The organism is Deinococcus taeanensis, assembly GCF_020229735.1.
In the GTDB taxonomy this organism is placed as follows: Bacteria; Deinococcota; Deinococci; order Deinococcales; family Deinococcaceae; genus Deinococcus; species Deinococcus taeanensis.
In genome coordinates this window covers 150,498-172,846 of the sequence record NZ_CP083458.1, presented here as the reverse complement: position 1 = coordinate 172,846, position 22,349 = coordinate 150,498, and the positions used below count along the sequence as shown (strand labels likewise).

Below are 22,349 nucleotides of genomic sequence, written 5' to 3'. Positions count from 1 at the left end.
ACGCTTTTCAAATGTCTGCTGGCAGGACGGCCAACGGAATCTGAAGGCGCACAACCTACCTCTATCGTAGGAGACGGCCCCTGACAGGGCCGTCACTCAACATCTGGCCCGGGGCCGCGCCGGTGCGAGGAGATTCAGTGCCCTGGCCTGAGGCGCAGCCCATTCCTGCCCGACTGGCCGACGCCACGAAGTTGTCATGAAATGGCCTGACAGCGGCATGTGTGCGTCACCCCACTGTGGCGGCCACTGGACTGAGCGCCCCGAATCCTGGACGCCCGGAGGAGCAGGCGACGCCAGCCGTGAGAGCGGAGCCTGCAGGGTCATACTGAATCCTGTCAGCATCCTGACCAGAGTGCCCTGCGGGACACAGTGCAAGCGGGAACACTGACCGCGTCGCTCTGGAAACTGAGCCTCCAATCTTCCGTGAGGGCTGTATCGCCCCCGGTTCATGGGAACTGCACGGGCGCGCGCCCGCCAGTCACTACCGTGACGTATGCCCGACCTGAATGTCCTCGCCCTGACCACCATCGGTGCGTACCAGCGTCACCTGTCGCCCTTGAAGGGATTCCGCTGCGCGCACGCCGCGCTGTTTGGCGGCGAGTCCTGCTCCGCCGCGGTGGCGCGCATCATCACCGAACACGGCCTCGCCGGGGGCCGCGCGGCGATCGTGGCCCGGTTCGGCACCTGCCGTCAGGCCTACAGTCACCTGGCTGGTCGCGTGACCGGGGGTGGCCGGGTGCAGGGGGTGTGCTGCTGCGGGCCACTGCCCATTCCCTTCCGCTGCGGTTGAGCCCGGCACTTCCTGGCTCCGGACAGCCTGACGGCCGCTCAGCGCGGTTCGGACGCCTTCGCAGTGGTTGCGTCCGCCACCTCCGCGGCGAGATCACGAACCTTACGCAGCTGGCGGTCTCCGTCAAAAGGACTGAACCCTGCGCTTTCCGGCGTATGCGGCCGATCGCGCAGCGACGCGCGGCGCAGCTCTCCGGGTGTCACGTACGACAGCTGGGCGTCCTGGCAGGCTTTGAACAGGTCCGCTCTCAGGTCCGCCTCGGCGCGCCACGGGAACACCGGCCCAGGGCGAAGGTCAGAGTCGTCATCAAGAAGTCCGCCCGCCTCGAAGTACAGTTCGCGCAGTGCACCCAGAGCCTTGTCGCTCAGGCGGGTGGCGGTGTGCGTTCTGGTCAGGGTGCCGCTCGGCACGTGCAGGTGCCCCCAGGCGAGGGTCGTGAGTTCACGCGTGCGCAGGGCGTGCTCATCGATGAGGATCAGGGCCGTGCGCAGGGGATTGCGCGCCGCTTTGTGAAGGGACTGAATGGCCTCCCGGGTGATCAGCGGCGCGGGGCGACGTTCATTGATGGGGCGGGGGAGGCCCTGCATGGGGTGAACGTTCAGGACCCCCAGTGCGATCAGCTGCGTGTACGCCTTACTGAGCAGACTCAGGCGCAGACGGGCGGTGTTGGGTTTGGCGACGGCCCCGTTCAGGTTGGTGTAGGCGCTGCTGTGCAGGTGACTGTGCAGCTCATGGCTCTGGTGCCGGAGGTCCACGCGGTCCGGGTCGTCCGGGGTGAAGAACCGGCTGAGGTGGGCCCGCGCCACCTGCGGCGTCACGGGGAGGACGTGCTGGACGTAGGGAAGAATGGTATCCAGATCGTGGTCGTGCAGGGCTTTGAGGAGTTTATGGGTTGTTGGCAGGTCCGTCATGCGTCTCCCTTGACTCTAACCGGAGTTATGATTGAACATACCATACTGACAGGCGGATCGAAACGCAACGTCACCAGACCCACACCCAGCAGGTTTTGTTGGGTGTGGGTCTGAACACCGGTCCTTCTGAACAGCGTACGCAGCCGCGGGCACCGGGCAGCGCGAGTTATGCCGTCTCTTCCCGGGCCACCTCGGTGGCAGACTGCTGCATGAGGGCCCAGAGCTGCTCGACATGCTCCCGCTCGGTGGTCAGGGCCCCGATGCTGACTCGCACCATCCAGCGCCCGTCGAGCGTGGCGGGGGTGAGGTACGCCTCGCCGGAACTGTTGATGCGGGCACACCACGCCTGCGTCAGGCGGTCAAGGGCGTCGGCGTCCCAGCCGGCCGGAGCGAAGCGCACGCACAGGGTCTGCAGGGGCACCGGCGCCAGCACCTGCCAGTCCGGCGCCGCCCGGATCTGCTCGGCCAGCCACTGCGCGTTGGCGAGGTCACGCCGCAGCCGCGCCTGAATCGCGTCCACCCCGGACGTGCGCAGCATCGTCCACAGTTTCAGGGCCCTGAAACGGCGGCCCAGGGGAATGCCCCAGTCGCGGTAGTTCGTCACCTCACCGTCCGCGGCGCTCTGCAGGTAGCTGGGGTTCGTGCTCATCACCCGCACGAGATGCTGCGCGTCACGCACGTAGTACAGGCTGTTGTCGAACACCGACCCCAGCCATTTGTGCGGATTGAGCACCACTGAATCTGCCCGCTCCACGCCGGCCCACATCCAGCGGCATTCCGGCAGCAGCATGGCCGTGCCGGCCATCGCTGCATCCACATGCAGCCACAGGCCGTACCGTTCGGCGAGGTCAGCCACCGCCGCCACCGGATCAAGCGCGGTGCTGGTGGTGGTACCCGTCGAGACAACCACGGCACAGGGCACCCGCCCGGCCTCAAGGTCACTCTGAATTGCAGCCTGCAGCAGGTCGGGCCGCAGCGCGAACGCGTCATCGGTGGGAATGGCCCGCACGTTGTCGTTGCCGAACCCGGCGAGCACCGCGGCCTTCTGCACACTGCTGTGGCTGTACGCCGAGCTGTACACGACCAGCGGCCGCGCCTCGCCCTGCAGTCCGGCGCGGCTCGCGCTGTACTGCGTCGTGCGCTCCCGGGCGCACAGCAGCGCCACCAGGGTGCTGGTTGAAGCCGTGTCCTGAATCACCCCGTGGAAGGTGTCCGGCAGCCCCACCAGTTGCCGCATCCAGTCGGTCACCACTTCTTCCACTTCGGTCAGGGCTGGACTGGACTGCCACGAGAGCCCCAGCACGCCCAGTCCGGTGCTGAGAAAATCGCCCAGCACGCTGCTCAGGTCAGCGTTGGCGGGAAAGTAGCCGAAGAAACGGGGATGCTGCCACAACGACAGCCCTGGAAGAACCACCTGCTGGACATCCTCCAGCACGCCAGCGAACGCCTCCGGTTGCGTCGGCGGCGTGGGCGGCAGTTGTGCGCGCACCGCGCCCGGCGCGGTCTGCGCCATCACGGGGCGCTGGGCCAGCGAAGCGTGATAGTCCGCCAGGAAATCAATGACGGCGTGCCCGGCGGTCCGGAATTCCTCAGGATTCAAGTGTGGCTCCCATCAGGTATGAATAGGGCGCTCAACGCACGGCAGGGGATGATCGTCTAGATGGTGCCGGCCCGCGCCCGGGGCCACCGGGCGGACGGTTCCCGGACCCACAGTGGACTCCGGTCAAGGGGAAAGGTCCTGGCGCGGGAGGACCTGCTCTGTACTCTCCCAGGCCGCGCAGTGGGGGTTCGTTAAGCACGGCATGGAGCTGCGGTCAGGGCTGGGCGCGTGGGAGCAGAAGCGTCACAGTGTCCCCCGGGGAACGCAAGGTGTGCCAGAGCGCTTCCGTCTTTCACCCACAGGAACTGGCACTTGCGCTCAGCAGCCAGGCGCTGGCGCGGCGGCCGGTGAGGGGAGAGGTTGTGGGGCGCGTCACCTGTGCACCGGGCACCGCCCGGAGGGCACTTCACCCCAGCGCGGGGTCTGCCGGGTGAAATTGGGCGTGACTTCCGTCTCGTCGTAAGTCTGATGCCAGGTGGGGGTGGTGGCCGGTGACATCGGCGGGATCAGCCAGGACCAGCGGCCCCGGACCGCCCGGCCGGCGCGGCGTTCGTACGTCTCGAACTGCTGAAACTGCCGCGCCGCGCCGTGGTGGTCGGCCATCCGGACCCCAGCTGCATCGAAGGAGTGCAGCACCGCAACGTTCAGTTCCAGCAGCGCCCGGTCCAGCCACAGCGCGCGCCGGTCGCGCGTCCCGATGCACAGGGTCCGGGCGACCAGCGGCAGCAGGTTGTAACGCGCCTGATCAGCGAGGTTGCGCGCCGCGATCTCCGTGCCCAGGTACCAGCCGTTGAACGGCGCGCAGGCAAACTGCTGTCCTGCGACGTGCAGCGTCATGTCGCTGATCACCGGCAGGGCGTGCCAGCGCAGCCCCAGGTCAGCGAACGCGGGGTACTCCGGATGCACGAGCCTGACCTCATGAACCGCGTCCGGCGGCAGTTCGAACAGCGTTACCGCGCCGTGCGTCTCGATGGCCAGCGGCAGCACGTCAAAAGGCGTGCCCGGGCCACCCGCCCAGCCCAGCCGCCGGAGGTGCTCGGTCAGCGCCACGTTCTGCGGGTCACCGGTGACGGTGCCGTCGGGCGCGCGGTACCCGGCGTACCGGATCAGCTGATCGTTGTGAATGTGGACGCCTGGCCCGAACACACTCATGGTGGGCCGGATGCGGCCGCGCGCGAAGCTCGAGCGGAGGTGCCGGACAAGTTCCTGAAACACGTCGGGCGCCGCCGTGACGTGCCGCAGGTCCCGGACCGTCAGGGACGCCCACGGCAGTCGTCCCACGCACCGGGTGCTGTTGCGCCACGCCACGCGTGCGCCGAACGTCAGCTCATCAGCGCTGAGGGTCAGGGTGCCCGTGCGTTCCACGTCCGCCTGCCGCGACCTCAGGCCGGGACGCCCGGTTTCCTGATGGTAGAGCGCCAGGAAGTCCAGGGCTTCCCGGGCATTCACGGTGAGCGGCGTGGCGGACATAGGGCCCCATGCTGCCGTTGCGCGGGGCAGTGAAATGTCCCTCCTGACCCTGCGCGCGGCGCCGAATCTTAAAGAACCGTGGCTGTCCGTGTGCCCGCGGCGTGCCACCCTCAGGCATGACGGATGTCGGTGTTCATCTCGGCTGCGCGGGCTGGGGCCTCTCCAGTGAACAGGCCACGCAGTTCGGTCCGGGTGCGAGCGTGCTGCAGCGCTACGCCACCCGGTTCCCGGCGGTGGAGATCAACTCGTCCTTCTCCCGCCCGCACCGGCGCAGCACCTACGAGCGGTGGGCCGCCAGCGTCCCGGACACCTTTCGGTTCAGCGTCAAGGTGCCCAGAGCCATAACGCACGAGGCGCGGCTGCGTGAAGTGCAGGCCCTCATGGCCCCCTTCCTGGAGCAGGCCGGGGGTCTGGGTGACAAGCTCGGCTGCCTGCTCGTGCAGCTGCCTCCCAGCCTGGCCTTTGACGACGCCCTCGCCTCGAACTTCTTCCAGGATCTGCGGGCCCGGACGGCGGTCCCCGTGGCCTGCGAACCCCGCCACGCCTCGTGGTTCGGTCCGGACGCCCAGGCCCTCCTGATCACCCACCGGGTCGGGCGGGTGGCGGCGGACCCAGCCCGGTTTCCTGGCGCCGCAGCGCCAGGGGGATGGCGGCAGACGGTGTATTACCGCTGGCACGGCTCACCCCGGATGTACTCGTCCAGTTATCCGCACGCAGCACTCACCGGTCTCGCCCAGCACCTGCGTCAGACTTCAGCGGCCGAATCTCCCTGGGTCATCTTCGACAACACGGCTGCGGGCGCCGCAGTGGAGAATGCCCTGACCCTGATGACGGCCCTCACAGCGCCGGACACGCCTGAGCAACGCGCACGGTGACGCCTGCCCGCATCTGACAATGCCCACGGTCCATGGAGGGCGCCTGTACCAAGAGGCATCCCACCGGGCCGTCCGGGGACGGAGGACCAGCTGGAGTGTCAGCGCACATCCATGCAGAACACAGGTGGGTCAGGCGACGGGGCAGGAGGACTGTAACGGCGAGGGCAGCAGGCTGACGGTCTGCTGTCCTCACTGCCTTTCATCACCGACGCAGACCAGCTCAAAACGGTCCTTCGGCAGAGTTCCACTGCGCGGCTCCGCGCGCCGTGCACACCACGCAGCATGGCCCCACATCTTGGCAAGCTGCTGTCCGGCAGCACCTGGATGATCCCCTGCCAGGCATTCAAAAGGTGACGATGCACGGCAACGCCCTTGACTCGCTCTTCCTACATGGGAGAGGGTGGCTGGTCTGGTTCTGCGGCCGGTCTGGTTGCAAGGTTGATCCTGTTGCTCGCCGCATGCCGCCGATGTCCGGCCTCGAGTCCCGCATGCACGTCAGGTCCACCGAGGGGCTGTCCCGCGTTGCACCCCCCCTCATTCCATAAAGAGTGCAAAAAATACGCCTCACACGCCTTTCCGGTGTTTCTGCGATGCTGAGTTCCTTCCACAGAAGGGAAGCGTCCACCTTCCCAAAAACGGACGCGCGAGCGGGCTGGACGCAGGCCCCTGACTGGTTCGAGCCCAGTCACCCGCACCTTCCGAGGCGACCCACCGGTCGCCTCTTTACAGAATTGGTCCTGCTGCGGGTGGCGTGGGCGGCGGCCCTAAGCGGGGAGCCCAGGCCTGGGCTGAGGAGAGGCGGGTGCTGGTCTTCTCTGCCTCTGCCCTCCGGCTCTGCGCCGCCATCCTCTCACCCCTCAGGCGTCTGGCCCGTCTCTTCTCATCGTGACTGACCTGCTGTGGACTCGTGGACCCTGCACGCCCTCCCCCTCCTGCCCTCTCTGCAGAGTCGCTGCGCAGTGTGTCCACCCTGCCGCCGCCCACACCAGCCGGCGAAACATGAACCCCGAGACACTGCCGCGAACCCCAGCATCGCGGCGCTCAGGGGACGGACTGCCCTCAGGCCGAAGGGGCATACTACCCTTGCCGGTTTCTGCTCTGGGTCACGCGACTGGTCAGGGGGCTGAGCTGCCCCTGCACACAGTCGCCGGCTGCGTTTCATGTCCTGCATGCGCGGCGCAAGGACTTGCTCCAGAATTTACACGTGCCGGTGAATCTGGTTCCAGACACGCGGTCCTGGCGCCGGGCCGGTCTGAGCCTGTGATTCCGGTTGAGGCGGGCCGGCTGTTCGGTGTGTTCCCGGATCTGCTCCTGCACTTCATCGTCTTGTGGGGACCAGCGTCCCGTCGATTGCCTGGGGCCTCTGGCACACGCCAGGCTGTGCTGGGGCGCCCTGGCCGGTGAGCTGTTCAACCGGGGGACGTTCGTGTGTCGGCGCAAGGAACGGCTGGCGGATCACCAGTGTGGGGGAGGGGTGTCAGGAAGCGGGGGTGACCGTGAGCAGCCCGGGTTGCTAACGGCCGAGCGTCACTGCTTTGGCTTCTCTGGGTGCGGCGGTCAGCCAGGCGGTCCGGTCTTTGGTCAGCAGCAGGGCTGGCATCCGGTTGTGCACGTCCCTCAGGTCGTCTGTCGGCGGCCGGGTGATGACCGTGCAACTGACCAGAGGACTGTCCGGCGAGTCCTGCTGGCTCCAGAGGCCCGCGGCCAGCAGGGGCCGGTCGTCGGGGCGGGCAATGCGGACCTTGCTTCCGTTCGGCCACTTAAATAAGACGTTCAGGGGGAGCACGCAGCGCCCACCGGACCCGAACGCTTCCCTGAAGGACGTGCTGCGCTTGACGGTCCCGATGCGGGCGTTGAAGGCGGTGTACTTCCTGGCCGCCTTCAGGTTCGATCAGGCTCCACTGGCCGCTCCTGAGGCTTCAGGTGTCTGTGCGGGTGAGGAGGGCCGCCTGGTCGGTGGGGCGCACTTCGCTCTGTTCGGGCCAGGCAGCGTCGATCTGGAAGGTGTTACGCAGGGTGTGGTGCATGAGGTCGGTGAGGGTGAGTTTAATGCGTCCGCACATATGTGAAGCTTCCTTTCGAGTGGGCTCAGGAATTACGTTTTCAGCTTAATTCCCCCACACGAGGTCCAGGCAGGCGCCGCCCGGAGGTTACGGCGCCCCTGAACGCTCCTGATCCGCCACTGGCCTCCAGCCCACCTGCATGTCCTGCACAGGCCGGTCAAACAGGCCCGGCCCACGGCATCCAAACAACTGGTCCCAGTCCGCTGGATCCAGCGCCTTGCGCAGCCGCGTGGCGTAGTTCTGCACCAGGGCCGCCTGGTAGTGCTTCACGTCGTAGTCATGCCCGTCAGGGTCGGTCATCACCGTGAGCCCCTGCCCCTCACGCACGTACAGATCAAGCCGGTCGCCCACCCTGAAGGGCAGCCCGGTCTGCCAGGCCGCTTCCAGGTGCGCTTCCTTGCGCTTCTCCCGCGTCTGGGCGTAAGCCTCACGAGTCTTCCCGAGCCGGACGCGCGTGCTGACGTCGGCATTGGTGCAGGCCCGGCTGGAGAGCTGACCCATCACCTCCAGGAACGCCGCCTGCACTGCGGGCACATCCCCGCGCAGCAAGGCGTTCAGCGCCGTGCGCAGGAAGCTCGTGCCGTAACGCTCCGACCGGCTGGACTCGAACGACGCCCCGCTGACGTCGAGCGTACCGTCATACCGCAGCAGCACGTAATTCTTGACCTGGTGGCTGAGCATCGCCCGGGCGCGGCCGTCAAACTCCAGCGTGATGCTGTCCGGGAGCGTGGCGGAAACGGCTGCGATCAATCCGCGTTCCGCCTGCTCCCCAATGGGCTCCCGTGTACTGAAGTACACCCCGTCGGTGTCCGACTCGATAAGCTGCACGCCGCGGGCCTCCAGGGCCGCCGTGACCTGCTGCAGGAGCGCCCGCCCCCGGGCGGTCACCTGATCGGCAGCCCCGCGGTCACCCATCCGGGCGAGCCGGCCCGCTCCCAGGTAGCCGTACGCCGCATTCACGATCAGCTTCATCGCGTCCTGCATGGCGTGATGCTCGCGCCGCTCCGCTTCACTCAGCGCCTCATTTCTGGCCTGCCGTTTGTGTTCCAGCCGCTGGGTGGTCAGGTCACTCACGATGCGGTTGAAGATTCCCAGTTCATCCTGCCGCGGCCCGATCCCCTCCGCACGGATGATGCTGGGGTACATACTCGCCACGTCCGCTTTCACAACGTGGTTCAGGACGCCCTCAGCATGCAGTTGCACGTGCCCGCCCCGGTGCGGCTCAGGGTGTCCCTTCTCTGATGCAGGGAACGGCCGGGCCGCCTCGTAATACGCGCGGATCAGCATAGGTTCGAGCACGCCCTTGGCCGGGCCTGCGTGGGTCAGCCGGTGGTACGGCCGGGGCGTCAGGCGCGCCAGGGCAAAGCTCGGCGCAAGCACGATCCGCGCCAGTGCGTCCACCTCCTGCACGTCCTGAAGCGCGTACTGCCGCACCAGCTTCGGGTGGTCGCGGTAGGTGCTGACGATCTCGGCCCCTTCGAGGTACACCCGGTCCTCCGGGGCAATCCCGTAATGCCGCGCGACCGCCTTAAGGCCACTTGACGGCAGGTGGAGCCGGCGCACGGCGTCGAGCGTATCCAGCACCTCCCGGCCCGGGCAGGCCCACAGGGGCGTGCGGCTTCCGTCGTCCACCGTCCAGGGTAGGCCGTCCCCAGCACGTCCAAGCCGGAAGGGAATGCCGAGTTTGCGGGCGCGGGCCGTGATGAACGGCAGGTCGAAGCCGTGAATGAAGTGGTTCTCGATCACGTCCGGATCCCGGTCCTGGACAAGCTGGAGGAACGCCTCGATCATCTCCCCTTCCCGGGCCGCCTGCCGGGCCTCAAGGAGGGTCTCCAGGCCGCGGTTGTCGCGCACGGCAATCAGAAAGATGCGGCCCTCGTCCGGGCTGAGCGAGGTGGTTTCCAGATCGAACTGCAGCCGGACCGGATCGTCGAACGTCAGGTTCTGGTGGTAGGTCTGGCCGGTGGAAATCAGGTACTGCTCCACGTACCCGAGCCGGACATAGCCGCTGAGATCACCCAGCGACGGCCGGACACTCAAGCTGCGGGACATCATGGCGCCCCGCAGGATCTCGTTCTCGAGCTGCCGTGGGCTGGGTCCGCTCAGGAGGTACCGGTAGGCGCGCTCATCAATACGGCCGTCCGGAGCGAGATCCTGGGCGTGATAGGGGGCCTGCGCCGGGGCAGGGTCCGCAGTCACATTGAGCTGGTCGCGCAGGTGTTGAAGGTCGCTCAGATGCCGGGCGTACACCCAACCGCGTTGCCGGGTGGTGTCCATGAACAGTGCCGCTGTCTGCGGGTCGCGCCGCCAGACGTTCACGCTTCCATCGGCCCCGGCATGAACGGACACGATTCCGGGCCGGGATGCGGCGCCAGCAGTGAGTTCGGCAGGGGGCAGATGCATGCCGCGCATTATGCCGGCCTCAGAACAGTTGCCTGAACCACCCGCAGGTTTTTACCCTGCACAGCAACGAACACTTTCCCGTTCCGCCCCCATGGCCCCAGGACATCGGGAAAGAGTTTCCTGAGCCTGCCGGTGGCGCCTGTCGTCATTCCGTTTGGCGCTCCCCTAATGGGCGCGGACGAGGTGAGCATGAGGCCCGCGACCATGAGCGCGTCTTGGTACCGAAGTACGGAACGTGGCTGCAATGGGCGGGCGTGGGTGAGTTCAAGCGCGGCGGCTTTCTGATTTTCAAACCTCTCAAGCCGTGGCCGCGTAGATTCCAGAGCTCAACCGCGTCACCCTGGGCGGCGCCTGGTCGTACCGGCCCTCTCTGCCCAAGCGGCTGATCGGCCTGCCGGGCGACCGGGTGGGCGTTCAGGCGGGAGAGGTCACAGCAAACGGCGTGCCGCTGTATTCCCGCTGGACCACCGCCTCCGCCTCCTGGCAGGTACAGGGGATGTTGAGATACGGGCAGTGACCTGAAGAACGCCTCCCCAGAGAGGGCGTGCTCGGCGATGCGCCGGTAATGACAGTGCCAGCCGGGCATTACTGCGTGATGGGGGACAACCGCATCGCACGTGGCAGCGAGGACTCCAGAGCCTTCGGGACGATCCCGCAGCGGGAGGTTGTGGGCCGTGCGGCCGCTGATGTGCTGGGAACGGCGCCGCCATGACGGCGGCTGCGTTCAGCGGGGCGAAAGTCCGCAATGTGCAGGTGCTGGTGCGCCCCGCCCCCGGCCTCCACCGGGGGTGACATCCGGCGATCTTTTCGTTCGCGCCGGGGAGTCCGTGGCGAACAGAAGCCCGGCCTCCACGCGGGCCCGACGCCCCTGGTCTTGACAGATATGCTCACGTGCAGGGCCCGCGTCTCCCTTTTCGCTGGGCTGGTGTCTGCACTGAACGGGTGACTGGCCGGCCTCCCACCGATGAACGCGCCGTCACGGCGCGTCATTCCGAGCTGAGTGCCCAGGAACAGCGGGACATACTGCTGCCCCAGCCCGGCATTCAAAAGGTCTCGCAGCAACCTTAAACCCGTCTTTAAGAACGCCCGCGAAGACGGCATCGACCTGTCCGATTCCCGGCAGCCTTCCAGGAATGGAACAGGTCGGCACGCATGGATTCTGCGAATTCACCGGGTTTTGGAAGGCTCATGTGCTCTTCGGAGACGGGGTAATGATTTCAAGGTGGCTGAGTGTCCACCGCCCCGTTGCCATCATGGACTCCTGGGTCCCTGAGGCCGTCAGACTACTGAGCGGGCATGGCTACAACGTGGAGTTATGGAACCAAGGGGCAGCTCGAATGCGTCAAGGTACGGATTCAACATCAAAAAAGCCCCAAGGTTGAGGTCACGGCTGCTGCCATCGGGCGTCAGTACTTTCTTCGCGGCACAGCGGCAAATCCTGCCGGCCCCGGGTGCGGAACTCGTGATGAAAGTGTTGTATCCCTGGTGGCGACCGGCCGAACGGTACCTTCCGGACCTCGTAGAAGAAAGAGGCAGGGAAGCTCCCGCTGGGGTCAACCCAGCGTGTCGAATATGAATTCACCGTGCTTGCCACGCACGAAAAAGGCGCCCCACTCCGTGTTGACGGTGCCAGCGTAGTAGCGCAGCTCAATCTCCTCCCGCGTGACGTCGACGGACGCCAGAAAGTCTTCATAACTCGGATCGGTCTGCACAGCCCTGGCCGCGGCATCAAGTTCCACGATCCTGGACAGCACCGCCTCTGCCGTCTGCACGATGTCTGGCGCGACGGCGCCGCCGGTCGCGTTCAGGTACACGTCGAAATCAACGTGCTCCGTCTTGATGGAGGCGAGCGCTTTTTGAGACGCACGCGAGCCGTGATCGGCGTGCGAGCAGTGCTGCACGCTCAGGCCCGCCTCCCGAAACATGCGGAGGTGGTCGGCTGGGGTCTACGGAGAGGTTGACAACGCATAGGTGGTCGTGATTTCGACCTCCGTTCTGGCTCAGTTGTAAAGAGCGTGGTCTGTGACATCAAGGCCCGCCGTCATCCAGTTTCCGCTGGCCGCGGTCTCCACCGCGAGGTCATGGCGCTCGGTCACGCGTTCGAGAAACATCATGAGGGATGGCTGAAGGAGAAAACGGTCCCCTTCAGGCACTCTGGGCTCAGCCATGCCGTGCCAGAGGGTGTCGTCCAGGTCGAGAACAAGCAACGGGCGATGCGCTGACAGGGTCTGTATGCCTGATCCTGCCACAAGTGCTCTGGCACAGCTTGTCGTCCGGCAGATCATTCTTATCCCATTGGCATACGCGCTTGAGCGCCGGTCGGCCCGAGGATGGACTTTTTGCTCATCACACCAAACCGAACAGGTGCTCGGCCTCGTCAAACCCGTAGAAGCTGCCCTGCATGGCCTCAGACGTGCCTGACTCCTGAAGTTCCCGGGCGATCCGGGCCGTGAGGCCCAGCGTGGCGAGCATGACGCTCTGCCCCAGGCTGACCCGCGTGGCGCCCGCATCCAGCAGGGTCCCCACGGACGGCGCGCCTGGAAACGCCATCACCGCCACTGCCCCGCCCAGTTCGGAGACCAGCAGCCGGATCGTCGCTGGGTCCGTCACGAGCGGCACAAAGACACTGTCCGCGCCAGCACTCAGGTACGCCCGGCCGCGCCTGACCGTCTCGGCGAGGCGCTCGGCCTCACTCGCCCCGAACCCAGAGATGTAGGTGTCCGTGCGGGCATTCAGGTACACCGGCACCCCTGTGGCGTCCGCGGCCGTTCGGGCGGCCTCCAGACGACGCTGCTGATCCTCCAGTGCGTAGAGAGGCTGGTGAGCCGAGCCCGTCGCGTCCTCCAGGTTCAGGCCGACTGCGCCTGCCGCGGTAAAGTCCGTGACGCTTCGGGCCACGTCGGCGGGTGCATCCCCGTATCCCGCCTCGATATCGGCATTGACCGGCAGCCCCACGGCGCTGACGATGGCGGCCACTTCCCGGCACATTTCCTCCCGGCTCAGGGACTGGCCGTCCTGCCGGCCGCGGGCGTAGGCGATCCCGGCACTGGTGGTGCCGATCGCGGGAAAGCCGGCCGCCTGGAAGAGTCGGGCGCTGGCGCTGTCCCAGGCGTTGGGCAGCAGGAAGCCGCGCTCAGCCTGATGCAGCTGCTGGAAGCGTTGAGCCAGGGACGCAGGGATCGACAGAGGGGTGATGGTCATGAAACGTCTCCTGGTGGGTCTGGACGTAGCGCCAGAGGTGGAACGTGGCGAGGCTGCGGTGCGGCGAGAAGCGGGCCATCAGGGTGGTGGTCTGATCCCGGTCTGGCCGGGCGTGCAGGCCGAAGAATTCCTGAAGGGCCGTGGCCAGGGCCGTATCACCCAGCGGAACACAATCCTGGAAACCGAAGACACGCATCATTACGTAATTCGCTGACCACGGGCCGAGCCCGCTCAGGGCAAGCAGGGAGCGTTCAGCGCGGGTCGCCGTGCCGGCGGCCAGGGCGGGCAGAGAAAGTCTGCCCTGCGCCACCAGCCGGGCGGCATTTAGGAGGTACCCGGCCCGGGCGCGGGTCAGGCCCATGCCCACCAGGTCGGCTTCGTTCAAGGCAGCGACGGCATCAGCGGTTGGGGGCGCGAACAGTCCGCCAGGAAGTGGCTCCCCAGTGCGTTCGGTGATGCGCCGGCGAAGCGTGCAGGCAAAGCTGAACTTCACCTGCTGTCCCACGACCGACCAGAGCAGGCCGTCGAAATGATCGGCGACCAATGGCATCCGGAGGCCACGGCCGCCGTCCAGCAGGGAGGCGAGGTCGGGCGTGGAAGCAAGGTGCGTCTCGAAGCGGCTGGGATCGGTGTGGAGACCCAGTCGCTTCACGAGGGTCCCGTGCAACTGCGCCCAGTCCAGGCTTAAAGGCTTCGCTGGGAAGATCGGGGTGCAGCGGGCGGTGCCAGGTGAAAACTCCACCTGCACGGCAATGGGGCCAGACGGGAGGCGCAAGGCCGCCGCGTAGACCTGGCCCTCGACCCGTTCGGTGAGGCTCGACGGATCCCGGCCCAGATCACGCAGGATGGCGGTCGTGGGATAGCCCTGTGGAAGGTTCAGGTGGATGGCCCCGGCCTGCGGGAGGCGCCGGTAGGCCTGAGGCGTCAGGGCGCTCATACGGCGAAACTGCTTGCCAAAAGCGGAGAGGCTCTCGAAGCCGACTTCAAAGGCGATCTTGGCAACCGAGGGGGACGTGGTCAGGAGCAGGTGCTGTGCGTGCCTGACCCGCTGCCGGGTGAGCCATTCCACGGGCGTGGTGTGCAGGTGGACGCGGAACAGGTCGTGCACCTTACTGGGGCTGACGTCCGCTGCCCGGGCCAGCTCGGCCACGTTCCGCACGGCCGCAGGCGAGCGTGCCATCAGGGCGGCAAGGGCGTCGACGCGGGCTTCGTCACTGTGAACGCCCGCGTAGAAGTCGTCGGGCTTACAGCGCAGGCAGGGTCTCAGGCCAGCATGGCGCGCCTGAACGGGGGAGAAGTGGAAGACGACGTTCTCGGGTTTGGGCTTCCGGGCCCGGCAGGACGGGAGGCAGTAGATGCCGGTACTGAGGACACCAGTGATGAAACGGCCGTCATAGGCGCGGTCGGCGGCGAGCATGCGGTCGAGCATCAGCTCACGGTGAAGGGGCGCAGCCATGCAGGTATTGTCCCCGCGTGCCGGGTGGACATCTACCGGATTCATGGCTGGGTTTTTTGCCCCGAAATGACGCCTTGGGGTGAAGCCGGCTGCTGTGGGCACCGCAGGGTCCTGGGCGGGCAGCGGGTGCGCGAACACAGCTCTGCCACCTGGTCGGTCCGCAGCCACGCTGCGCTCACTACGCCGGATCTTCACCCACGGGCGCGAGGCGGCCCGCTGGTCTCGGGGACTGGGCAGCCGAGCGCGCCTCGAGACTCGGCGCAGGGTGTGCCGCTGGGAAGGTCACTGCTGCGCCGCCCGCCTCGTGCTGGCCGCGTGATGCCGCGCCATGCGGGCCTGGCGGAGGGTGCCGTGGTCCGGCGCGCCGAGCAGGTGGATCAGGGCAGAGACGTTGCCGTCCAGGTGGGTGCGGGCCAGCGCCCTCAGGGTGGGTCAGGGATCGTGGGCGGGGCCGCGGCGGGTGCAGACGCTCTCCTTTGGGATGCAGTTTTCTTCACTGATGGTACGAGAAAACCATTCAGTGCGTCACCATCGGCTGAGCGGCGGGACCGGCCTTCAGTGTCGTCAGTAGCCCGAACAGCAGTAAATCCGCGTGACCATCATGCTGGTGTGGCCCCGCCAGGCCAGTCGCTGCCGGTTCCAGGGCCTGATGCCGGCGGCTGGTCCCCACGCCGCTTCCGGCACACGGGCCAGGCGCAGTCACGGGCCCCTCCGGTTACGCCCGCTGCAGCAGGATCGCGTCCGTGCCCAGCGACGTGAGGCGCAGGTACAGTTCCACGTCAGTTCTTGGCGTCCTCTCCAGCAGGGTCCGGACTTTGGGGTCCAGGGTCTGCGGGTTGCCGCAGATGGCGTCCAGGGTGGGGTGACGAGAAAACACGGACGCCGCCTTCCTGCCGCGCCAGGTGCACTACGCCCAATGAACTTCGGGAAGCCTTGCTGCCCTCGCACCTGGGGAACTCACACAAGGTGGAAATCAGGGGTCTGCGGCGGTATCAACCTCACCATCCTAAATCTACGTCTACGCTGATATCAATAGAATGAATTCGTGCCCTTCTTACGCCTGCTGGACCAGCCACACCTGGACTTGGACAGCGGCGGGCGGTTGGAGTTGCCCGTCACCCGTCCAGCGCTGCTGCTGCTTTACCTGGCCTGCCGAGGAGAATGGGTATCGCGCAGTACGCTGGCGTCGCTCTTTCACCCGGAAACAGACGAGAGTACGGCGCGGCGCAACCTGCGGGTCCTCATCAACCGGGCGCGTGCATTGTCGTGGAGTCGTGGTGTCGAGGTCGAGCAGAACCGTATACGGTGGTTGATCCCCAGCGACCTGCAGCGATTTCAAGCAGCCCTCAGGGAAGGCGATTGGGCTGAGGCCCTGACGTGGTATAAGCAACCCTTGCTATCCGACTTGGGCGTCAAGCTCAGTGCTGAATTAGAGGACTGGCTGGACCTGGAGCGCCACACGCTGGAAGCGGCTTGGCGCGAAGCGGTGATGCAGCGAGCGAAAGTGCTGGAAGAAGGGCGTCCAGATCAGGCAGCTGAGTTGCTGAGTCGATTGATTGACGTCGATCTCCTGGATGAACCCGCCGTTCAGGCCGCCGCGCGCGCTGCTTATTTGGCTGGGCGCCGCAGTGACGGCCTTGTGCTCCTCCAGCGCTTTACCGCTGAGGCGGAACGGGCCGGGCTGACGCCTCTGCCGGAAACTCAGGCGCTGGAGGGCACGTTGCGCCAGGCGGAGGGGGACGGAGCGCCCCTTCTGGCGCCGGTGCAGCAGATTCCACTGGTTGTTCGCCGCCCCCCTCGCCTCATTGGAAGACAACTGGAACTCGCGCGGGTGCGGGCATCAAGTGCCTCGCTGGTGCTTGTGGCGGGAGAGCCCGGGGTCGGTAAGAGCCGCCTGGCAGCGGAGATCGCTCCTTACGCCGTGAAAGTGTCCTGCCGAGAAGGCCTGGAAGGCTTGCCCTATCACCCGGTTGCGGAGGTTCTCCGCGCCCACCTTTCGGACCTGCCTGACCTCGGCTCGTACCGGGACGACCTGGCGCGGTTGCTTCCCGAGTTGCTGGACAGCCCTCCACCTCCGCCAGATCCTGTGACAGGCAAAGCCCGGCTGCACGAGGCACTGACCAGAGCCCTGGAGCACCTCGGGAACGGGAGTCCAGAAGCGTTTCCCCTCCTCGTGGAGGACCTGCAGTGGGCGGATCCGGCCACCCTGGAACTTCTCGTGCACCTGGTTCACCGCCGCCGGGTGAGGTTGCTCGTGACTTACCGTCCACATGAGGTCAAGGAAGCGATTCAAGAAGCGCTGAGCACACTGAAGACCAGCACGGCGGTCGAAACGCTGACCTTAACGCCCTTTACAGAAGCGGACGTTCATGCCCTGCTGTGTGATCTGGGCGGGGAAGGAGGTGCGCAGTCCGCTTCGGAATGGGCAGCCTGGTTGTACCGCCGAGCTGGAGGGAATGCTTTCTTCACCCTGGAAACTCTCCGGGCGCTTTTTGAGGCGGGTGTGCTGCGCGTCGGGAGCAACGGTTGGCGAACACTTCCGGAATGGGGGCAGCGAGCAGCCGAAATAAAGGTCACCGGGGCGGTGAGCGAATTGGTGCGTCGGCGTGCCAACCGCCTGACGCCCGGCGCACGGAAGGTCCTGGAGGTAGGCAGCGTGTTGGGAGACGCCAGGCACGTGCCGACGCTCGCAGCCTTCACGGGTTTAGAGGAGGTCAACGTCGAGGAGGCGCTCGCTGAAGCGGAAGAGGCGGGAATGCTGAGAGACGGAGATTTTACGCATGATCTCATTTTGCAGGGACTGACGACCACACTCTCCGCACCCCGCCGACGCCACATCCATGCGAAGGCGCTGGTGGTGCTGCAGTCGGCTCCGCCCGCGGTCCTCGCCCGCCACGCGCTTCTCGCGGGGAAAGGCAGCCTCGCCGCGCAGTATGGTCTGGCCGCAGCGGGAGAGGCTTTACGCCTGTTCGCCACCCGCGACGCCATTCACCTGTACCGTACGGCGCTGGAAGCGCTTACTGATGGGGACAGACCGGACCTGCGCCTCGCGTTGCTGGAGGGGCTGGGAGACGCCTTGGTGGTCGCGGGCGAGGAATGGAACGCTGAACTCTGCTATGGAGAAGGTCTTCCCCTGGCCGTCATGCCTGAGGACCGCGCGAGATTATGGCGCAAGACGGCCCAGGCCCAGCGACAGGCGCGGCAACCCGCAGAAGCTTGGGCAGCTCTGGCTGAGGCCAGGCAAGTTCTTGGCCTGCTCTTCCCTGACCGTCCTGCGGTCTGGTGGCACGAGCATGCCGAGCGGCTGTTGGAAGAGACGAACCTTCACTACGACGCCGGTGAGATTGAACCTCTGGGACGGAAGCTGGAGGCGGCGCGCGCGGCAGTTGCTGCTCACCCACATCCGGGCCTCGAAGCTCGACTGTGGCGGGCCCAGATGCTCTACGCCCACCGCCGGGACCGGTACCGGGTCGACCAGAATACCCTGGCGGACGCCTACCGGACCCTCGAAGCTGCTCAGCGCGCCGGGGACCCGCATCTGGAGGCGGAAACCCTGTTTGGTCTGGCGTTCGCACTTCTCTGGCACGGCACGTATGACGAAGCCATCCGAACGGCTGAGGCGTGCGTGCGGCAGGCTCAGCAGGCGGAAGACAAGGCCAAGGCCGTCCGGGCGCTCACTTACCTGGCTGTAGCGCAGCGCCTCGCAGGTCACGTCAGGGATGTTCAGCGGACCGCGACACAGGCGCTCACGCTCGCCTCAGGTCAGGGCAGCCGCAGCTATGTAGAGATGGCGCACGGAAACCTGGCCTGGGTGGCGTGCCGTCAGGGGAACATGGATGAAGCCGAACAGCATTGTTTGAGGGGGCTGGCAGTCTGGGGAGAAACACCCGGCCTTCATCCTTTTGCCTGGGTGCTGCGTTTGCCTTGGACAGCGATTCTCTTTCAGTCAGGCCGTTTGAATGAGGCTGTGCAGCAGACTTTCTCCCTGCTGCATCCCGCGTGCGCCCGCCTGCCTGACCCGCTGGAAGCCGCGTTGCAGCGGACAGCGACGCAAAAGACGGAGGAAACTCTGGTGGACGCTCTGGCCCTCGCTGAATTGCACGGTTATGCCTGACGCTCAGGGCATGACCATCATGGCCGCCGTCTCCCAGCTCCTGGCGTTCGTCAACCAGTTGAACTTGGGGAGCCCTGCTGACCCGACAGGCACCATGCGACGCACACCAGCGGCTTTCGCCGTGTCCGTCATAAACCCATTCCAGAAATGAAGACGAGTGACTCTGGTCTCAGGAATCAGGGTTCAGCTGACGGGGCAACTCTGCAGAGTCGTAGTACAGCCGCGTTTCTCGAATCAAGCCTTCCTCAATGCGGTACACCGCAATCAGGTGGAGGTGCACGTCCCGTCCTGTGGCCGGCATGCCGAGCTGAGGCCCCGAATGCGTACCAAGAAATGAAAATTCGAGGATGGCCGTTGAACCGTTCACCATCATGGTCACGGGTTTCACACTCACGTTGCGGAACGCGCCCCCGTAAAAAACGGAGAGGTACGCCAGAATGGCCTCTCGTCCCTGGACCGGCTGTGGCTGCGTCATATCGCACAGGACGGCATCCACCGCATACAGATGTGCGGCGTGGCCGACCAGGAGTTCGTTCAGGACGTCCTGCGTGGTGCGGGCTGACACAGGGGCATCTGACGTGCTGGTGTACATGTTCATGGCGTCCTCCAGGAGGCGGTGCGCGATCTCCAATATGGCCCTCGGCGCTCGATTGATCGGGCTCCTCAGGGGTACGTCGCCGGGCTCGTTTTTCGTTGCCCAACATGAGCTGAGATCCTTCCGTGAGTGCGGGGGTCCTGGAGGTCAAGCGACTGTGCTTTTCTCCAGGCTGTTGAGTTCTGAGCGTCAAGACCTACATTTCACCCTCCTCAGTCGTGAGCTTTGACCTCTTCGGGGGAACAGAAGGGCGGCGGGGGGTCATTTCCAGTCAGCTGACTTGCCCGGCGGGCGATGGTGATGGGGTTGAGGAAGCGACCGGATTGCAGGCCACCAGCAGACAGATTCCATACCTCAGCATCCAGTCCTTCACCATGGCTTCCTCCTGGGGTCTACCCTGAGTTCGACACTACAAACGAGGCGTTTCATAGACGTTTCACCCCAGCGGTCAGGTCTCGCACTGCCTCCGGTACAGTTGACGTCCCTTCAGCGGATGACAGCCCCAGCAGGTGACAACTTCACTTCCAGCTGCTCATGGAAGGGAAAAGGGTGCGTCAGCAGTTCAATAGAAATCCTGAATTGCTCGGGTTTCCAGCGCGGTGCAGCGACGAGAAGTTGAGCGCCATGCCGGGCCAGACTCACAGCCTGACGACCATGTTCGAGGACGGGGATCGGTTGGCTCTGGTCCAGGCCGGCCCCGAGTCACAGGCAGAACATCCAGGCCAAGGTCACCAGTCCGAACAGCGGTCGTCGACGGACAGCATCTATGATGCCTGTCCGTTCCAGGTAGAAACCCCTCGACTTGAAGCTGCTAAAAAAGTGCATTCCACCGGCCACCGAAATTTGTACAGCTTCCACGTTTTCCGGGCGCTGAAATCGGTCCCAATCTCTGTACCGGACATCTTCTACTGATCGTTGCGTAAGTGTGGAGCATCTCTGTGTGACCGTGCCTCTCTGGTGACCCAGCCGCCTCACCCGTCGTCAATTGGAAGAACGACGCCTCGCCGCTCAACCTGTGCTGAACGACCCCAGTCGCACGACCCGCGACTGGGCGCACCAGTGTGGGGTCGCGGCAACTACCATCCGAGCCTGGCGTGCCCGGCTCAGACGGAACGGCGAGGACGCGCTGCGCGCGTCCCGCGCCACCGGCCGGGCGCGAGAAGCTCACGGCCGCACAGCAGGACGAGATCGGCGTGATGCTTGATGGTGATGCCCGATCACACGGCTTCGAGACCAGCGGGTGGAGCACACCCAACATTCGGCACGTCATCGGTGTGACGTACGGCATCTGGCTCGATGGCGCGCACCTGTCGCGAAAACTGAAACGCTGGGGGTTCTCGTATCAGCGGCCCGCCGTGCGGGCCGTGGAGCGCAATGAAGATGACAGTGCCAGCTGGGTGCGCGTCCACCGGGACGCGCTGGGAAAAAAAAGTCCGTGAAGGGGCCACGCTCGTGTTCCTGGACGAGAGCGGCTTCAGCCTGAAGACGACGAAGGTTCGCACGTGAGGGCGCTGCGGCCAGACCCCTATCATCCCGACCAAACTTCGCTGGGACCACCTGTCCGTGATCGGCGCCATCACCACGGGAGGACAGTTTCTGCATCACACGCACCGCGGCGCGGTGCGGTCAGCGCAGGTCGTCGACTTTCTTGGGCATGTCTTGCGCCACGTGGCCGGTGAAGTCGTGGTGGTGCTGGACCGGGCGATGATCCACCGGTCAAAAGCCGTTCAGGCGTTCGTGCTCCTGCACGAACGCCTGTCGCTGGTCTATCTCCCACCTTATGCGCCGGAACTGAATCCGATGGAATTGATCTGGGCGGATCTCAAGCGAAACGTGGTGGGGAACTTCTGCGCGCTCTCGGTGGCAGCGTTGAAACAGCGCTTGACGGTCGGATGGCAGCGGATCCGGCGCAAAGGGTTGCCGCTTGCCTTCATCCGGGGCACGCCCTTCACCGCGTCGTTACTGATTTAAGCAGGAATCAGTAAAGTGCGTCTGAAAAGGGTCAGGGCGAGTGTTTGGCGAGTCGACGCACCTTGAGCCGGATCATGACCTCATAGACCAAGTTCTCTGCGGTTTCCACCAGCGCCTCATCGTCTTTGGCCATCCTTCGTGATTGCCCGAGCCACGCGAACGTCCGCTCGACCACCCAGCGACGCTTCAGCACCACGAAACCTTTCGGCACCTCCACGGGTCGTGGAGGTGCGTCTTTAGGCGCCCAGGTGCCTTGCCAACCAGACCAGGGATGTTTGACGACTTCCATGGTCCAGCCCAGATGCAGCTTGATGTCAGCAGCGAGCTTTCCGGTGTATCCGGCATCGGCCCACAGATGCCTCATGCGTGGAAAGACGTTTGGCAGATCGCGCAGGAGCAGGATCGCACCGGTGCGATCCTGAATGTCTGCTTCGTGCACCTTGATCGCCATCACCAGCCCCAGGGTGTCGACGAGCAGGTGACGCTTGCGGCCACTGACGTTCTTGCCGCCGTCATAGCCGCGGGGTCCACCGACTTCGGTCGTTTTCACCGATTGGCTGTCCATGATCGCGGCGCTGGGGGTCGCTGCGCGACCCTCACGCTGACGGACCAACGCCCGAAGGACCGTGTGGAGGGCCTCCCAGACGCCTCGCAGGCGCCATAGACGGTGAGGGAGGTAAATCATGAGGCATCGCTCGCCAGGCAATCCCGCCTCGCAGCACGTAAAAGATCCCGTCCAGGATCTCCCGGAGCGACCACTTCCGTGGACGGCCAACGGAAGACTCTGGAGGAAGAAGGGGAAAAAGGACGTTCCACTCTGCCTCGGTCAGATCGTTAGGGTACGCAGCTCGGTTCATCGGCGCACCACCTCCGCCCTCCACCGTGCACGCATGCTGGCTC

General features: G+C 65.6%; 15 protein-coding genes and 4 pseudogenes. 5 read left to right on the top strand and 14 right to left on the bottom strand.

All coding sequences use genetic code 11. From position 1 onward, the window contains the following. The first annotated feature begins 493 nt into the window (after positions 1-493). The gene (gene yidD / locus LAJ19_RS18540; RefSeq protein WP_225524305.1) at positions 494-790 is read left to right on the top strand and encodes a membrane protein insertion efficiency factor YidD; all 297 of its coding nucleotides are present in this window, start codon (positions 494-496) and stop codon (positions 788-790) included. A gap of 38 nt (positions 791-828) precedes the next feature. Here yidD and LAJ19_RS18535 read toward each other — a convergent pair whose 3' ends face one another. From LAJ19_RS18535 to LAJ19_RS18525, 3 genes are all read right to left on the bottom strand, one after another. Then, complete coding sequence (locus LAJ19_RS18535) at positions 829-1,701, bottom strand: hypothetical protein (RefSeq protein WP_225524304.1); 873 nt, start codon at positions 1,699-1,701, stop codon at positions 829-831. 166 nt (positions 1,702-1,867) lie between these two features. Beyond that, positions 1,868-3,301, bottom strand: coding sequence for a pyridoxal phosphate-dependent decarboxylase family protein (locus tag LAJ19_RS18530; RefSeq protein ID WP_225524303.1), 1,434 nt, complete (start codon positions 3,299-3,301; stop codon positions 1,868-1,870). Between the two features lie 372 nt (positions 3,302-3,673). After that, positions 3,674-4,771, bottom strand: a complete 1,098-nt coding sequence (locus tag LAJ19_RS18525) for a nitric oxide synthase oxygenase (protein WP_225524301.1) — start codon at positions 4,769-4,771, stop codon at positions 3,674-3,676. Positions 4,772-4,887: 116 nt separating this feature from the next. Here LAJ19_RS18525 and LAJ19_RS18520 point away from each other — a divergent pair, with 116 nt between their 5' ends. After that, positions 4,888-5,646: a DUF72 domain-containing protein gene (locus LAJ19_RS18520; RefSeq protein WP_225524299.1), complete on the top strand. Its 759-nt coding sequence runs from the start codon at positions 4,888-4,890 to the stop codon at positions 5,644-5,646. Between the two features lie 1,513 nt (positions 5,647-7,159). Here the strand turns inward: LAJ19_RS18520 and LAJ19_RS18515 are convergent. From LAJ19_RS18515 to LAJ19_RS18505, 3 genes are all read right to left on the bottom strand, one after another. Next, positions 7,160-7,492, bottom strand: coding sequence for an SOS response-associated peptidase family protein (locus tag LAJ19_RS18515; protein ID WP_255639923.1), 333 nt, complete (start codon positions 7,490-7,492; stop codon positions 7,160-7,162). Between the two features lie 73 nt (positions 7,493-7,565). Then, the gene (locus LAJ19_RS18510) at positions 7,566-7,709 is read right to left on the bottom strand and encodes a hypothetical protein (protein ID WP_225524298.1); all 144 of its coding nucleotides are present in this window, start codon (positions 7,707-7,709) and stop codon (positions 7,566-7,568) included. Between the two features lie 87 nt (positions 7,710-7,796). After that, a complete protein-coding gene (locus tag LAJ19_RS18505) occupies positions 7,797-10,112 on the bottom strand; it encodes a ribonuclease H-like domain-containing protein (RefSeq protein ID WP_225524297.1) in 2,316 nt (771 codons plus the stop codon). Between the two features lie 406 nt (positions 10,113-10,518). Between LAJ19_RS18505 and LAJ19_RS22200 the strand changes: the two are divergent. Next, a pseudogene (locus LAJ19_RS22200) lies at positions 10,519-10,824 on the top strand (S26 family signal peptidase). Between the two features lie 841 nt (positions 10,825-11,665). Here LAJ19_RS22200 and LAJ19_RS18495 read toward each other — a convergent pair. The 5 genes from LAJ19_RS18495 to LAJ19_RS18475 form a co-directional block, all read right to left on the bottom strand. Next, complete coding sequence (locus LAJ19_RS18495) at positions 11,666-12,037, bottom strand: hypothetical protein (protein ID WP_225524296.1); 372 nt, start codon at positions 12,035-12,037, stop codon at positions 11,666-11,668. A 75-nt stretch (positions 12,038-12,112) separates the two neighbouring features. Then, positions 12,113-12,280: a hypothetical protein gene (locus tag LAJ19_RS21770; protein ID WP_255639920.1), complete on the bottom strand. Its 168-nt coding sequence runs from the start codon at positions 12,278-12,280 to the stop codon at positions 12,113-12,115. 178 nt (positions 12,281-12,458) lie between these two features. Beyond that, complete coding sequence (locus tag LAJ19_RS18485; RefSeq protein ID WP_225524294.1) at positions 12,459-13,313, bottom strand: isocitrate lyase/PEP mutase family protein; 855 nt, start codon at positions 13,311-13,313, stop codon at positions 12,459-12,461. Further along, positions 13,246-14,769 carry a DNA-3-methyladenine glycosylase 2 family protein gene (locus LAJ19_RS18480; RefSeq protein WP_225524293.1) on the bottom strand — a complete coding sequence of 508 codons (1,524 nt, stop codon included), beginning with the start codon at positions 14,767-14,769 and terminating at the stop codon, positions 13,246-13,248. The genes LAJ19_RS18485 and LAJ19_RS18480 overlap by 68 nt, the downstream gene beginning before the upstream one ends. Positions 14,770-15,484: 715 nt before the next feature. Beyond that, the gene (locus LAJ19_RS18475; RefSeq protein WP_225524292.1) at positions 15,485-15,646 is read right to left on the bottom strand and encodes a hypothetical protein; all 162 of its coding nucleotides are present in this window, start codon (positions 15,644-15,646) and stop codon (positions 15,485-15,487) included. Positions 15,647-15,814: 168 nt separating this feature from the next. Between LAJ19_RS18475 and LAJ19_RS18470 the strand changes: the two genes are divergently transcribed. Continuing rightward, positions 15,815-18,883 (top strand): ATP-binding protein, encoded by a 3,069-nt coding sequence (locus tag LAJ19_RS18470; protein ID WP_225524290.1) that lies wholly within the window; start codon positions 15,815-15,817, stop codon positions 18,881-18,883. A gap of 169 nt (positions 18,884-19,052) precedes the next feature. Here LAJ19_RS18470 and LAJ19_RS18465 read toward each other — a convergent pair whose 3' ends face one another. Together LAJ19_RS18465 and LAJ19_RS18460 are read right to left on the bottom strand one after the other, a co-directional pair. Continuing rightward, positions 19,053-19,475, bottom strand: a complete 423-nt coding sequence (locus LAJ19_RS18465) for an ester cyclase (RefSeq protein ID WP_225524289.1) — start codon at positions 19,473-19,475, stop codon at positions 19,053-19,055. Positions 19,476-19,964: 489 nt separating this feature from the next. Beyond that, positions 19,965-20,365, bottom strand: a pseudogene (locus LAJ19_RS18460) (IS4 family transposase); the annotation flags it as partial. 98 nt (positions 20,366-20,463) lie between these two features. On the opposite strand from LAJ19_RS18460, the pseudogene LAJ19_RS18455 reads away from it, so the two are divergent. After that, positions 20,464-21,449 (top strand): annotated as a pseudogene (locus LAJ19_RS18455) (IS630 family transposase). Positions 21,450-21,480: 31 nt separating this feature from the next. Here LAJ19_RS18455 and LAJ19_RS18450 read toward each other — a convergent pair. Further along, positions 21,481-22,306: pseudogene (locus tag LAJ19_RS18450) on the bottom strand (IS5 family transposase). Positions 22,307-22,349: the final 43 nt, after the last annotated feature.

Bases quoted from the DNA above. Each gene is read 5' to 3' on its own strand.
- yidD (WP_225524305.1), top strand. From the start codon at position 494: ATGCCCGACCTGAATGTCCTCGCCCTGACCACCATCGGTGCGTACCAG.
- LAJ19_RS18520 (WP_225524299.1), top strand. From the start codon at position 4,888: ATGACGGATGTCGGTGTTCATCTCGGCTGCGCGGGCTGGGGCCTCTCC.
- LAJ19_RS18505 (WP_225524297.1), bottom strand. From the start codon at position 10,112: ATGCATCTGCCCCCTGCCGAACTCACTGCTGGCGCCGCATCCCGGCCC.
- LAJ19_RS21770 (WP_255639920.1), bottom strand. From the start codon at position 12,280: ATGGCTGAGCCCAGAGTGCCTGAAGGGGACCGTTTTCTCCTTCAGCCA.
- LAJ19_RS18510 (WP_225524298.1), bottom strand. From the start codon at position 7,709: ATGTGCGGACGCATTAAACTCACCCTCACCGACCTCATGCACCACACC.
- LAJ19_RS18480 (WP_225524293.1), bottom strand. From the start codon at position 14,769: ATGGCTGCGCCCCTTCACCGTGAGCTGATGCTCGACCGCATGCTCGCC.
- LAJ19_RS18485 (WP_225524294.1), bottom strand. From the start codon at position 13,313: ATGACCATCACCCCTCTGTCGATCCCTGCGTCCCTGGCTCAACGCTTC.
- LAJ19_RS18495 (WP_225524296.1), bottom strand. From the start codon at position 12,037: ATGTTTCGGGAGGCGGGCCTGAGCGTGCAGCACTGCTCGCACGCCGAT.
- LAJ19_RS18535 (WP_225524304.1), bottom strand. From the start codon at position 1,701: ATGACGGACCTGCCAACAACCCATAAACTCCTCAAAGCCCTGCACGAC.
- LAJ19_RS18525 (WP_225524301.1), bottom strand. From the start codon at position 4,771: ATGTCCGCCACGCCGCTCACCGTGAATGCCCGGGAAGCCCTGGACTTC.
- LAJ19_RS18465 (WP_225524289.1), bottom strand. From the start codon at position 19,475: ATGTACACCAGCACGTCAGATGCCCCTGTGTCAGCCCGCACCACGCAG.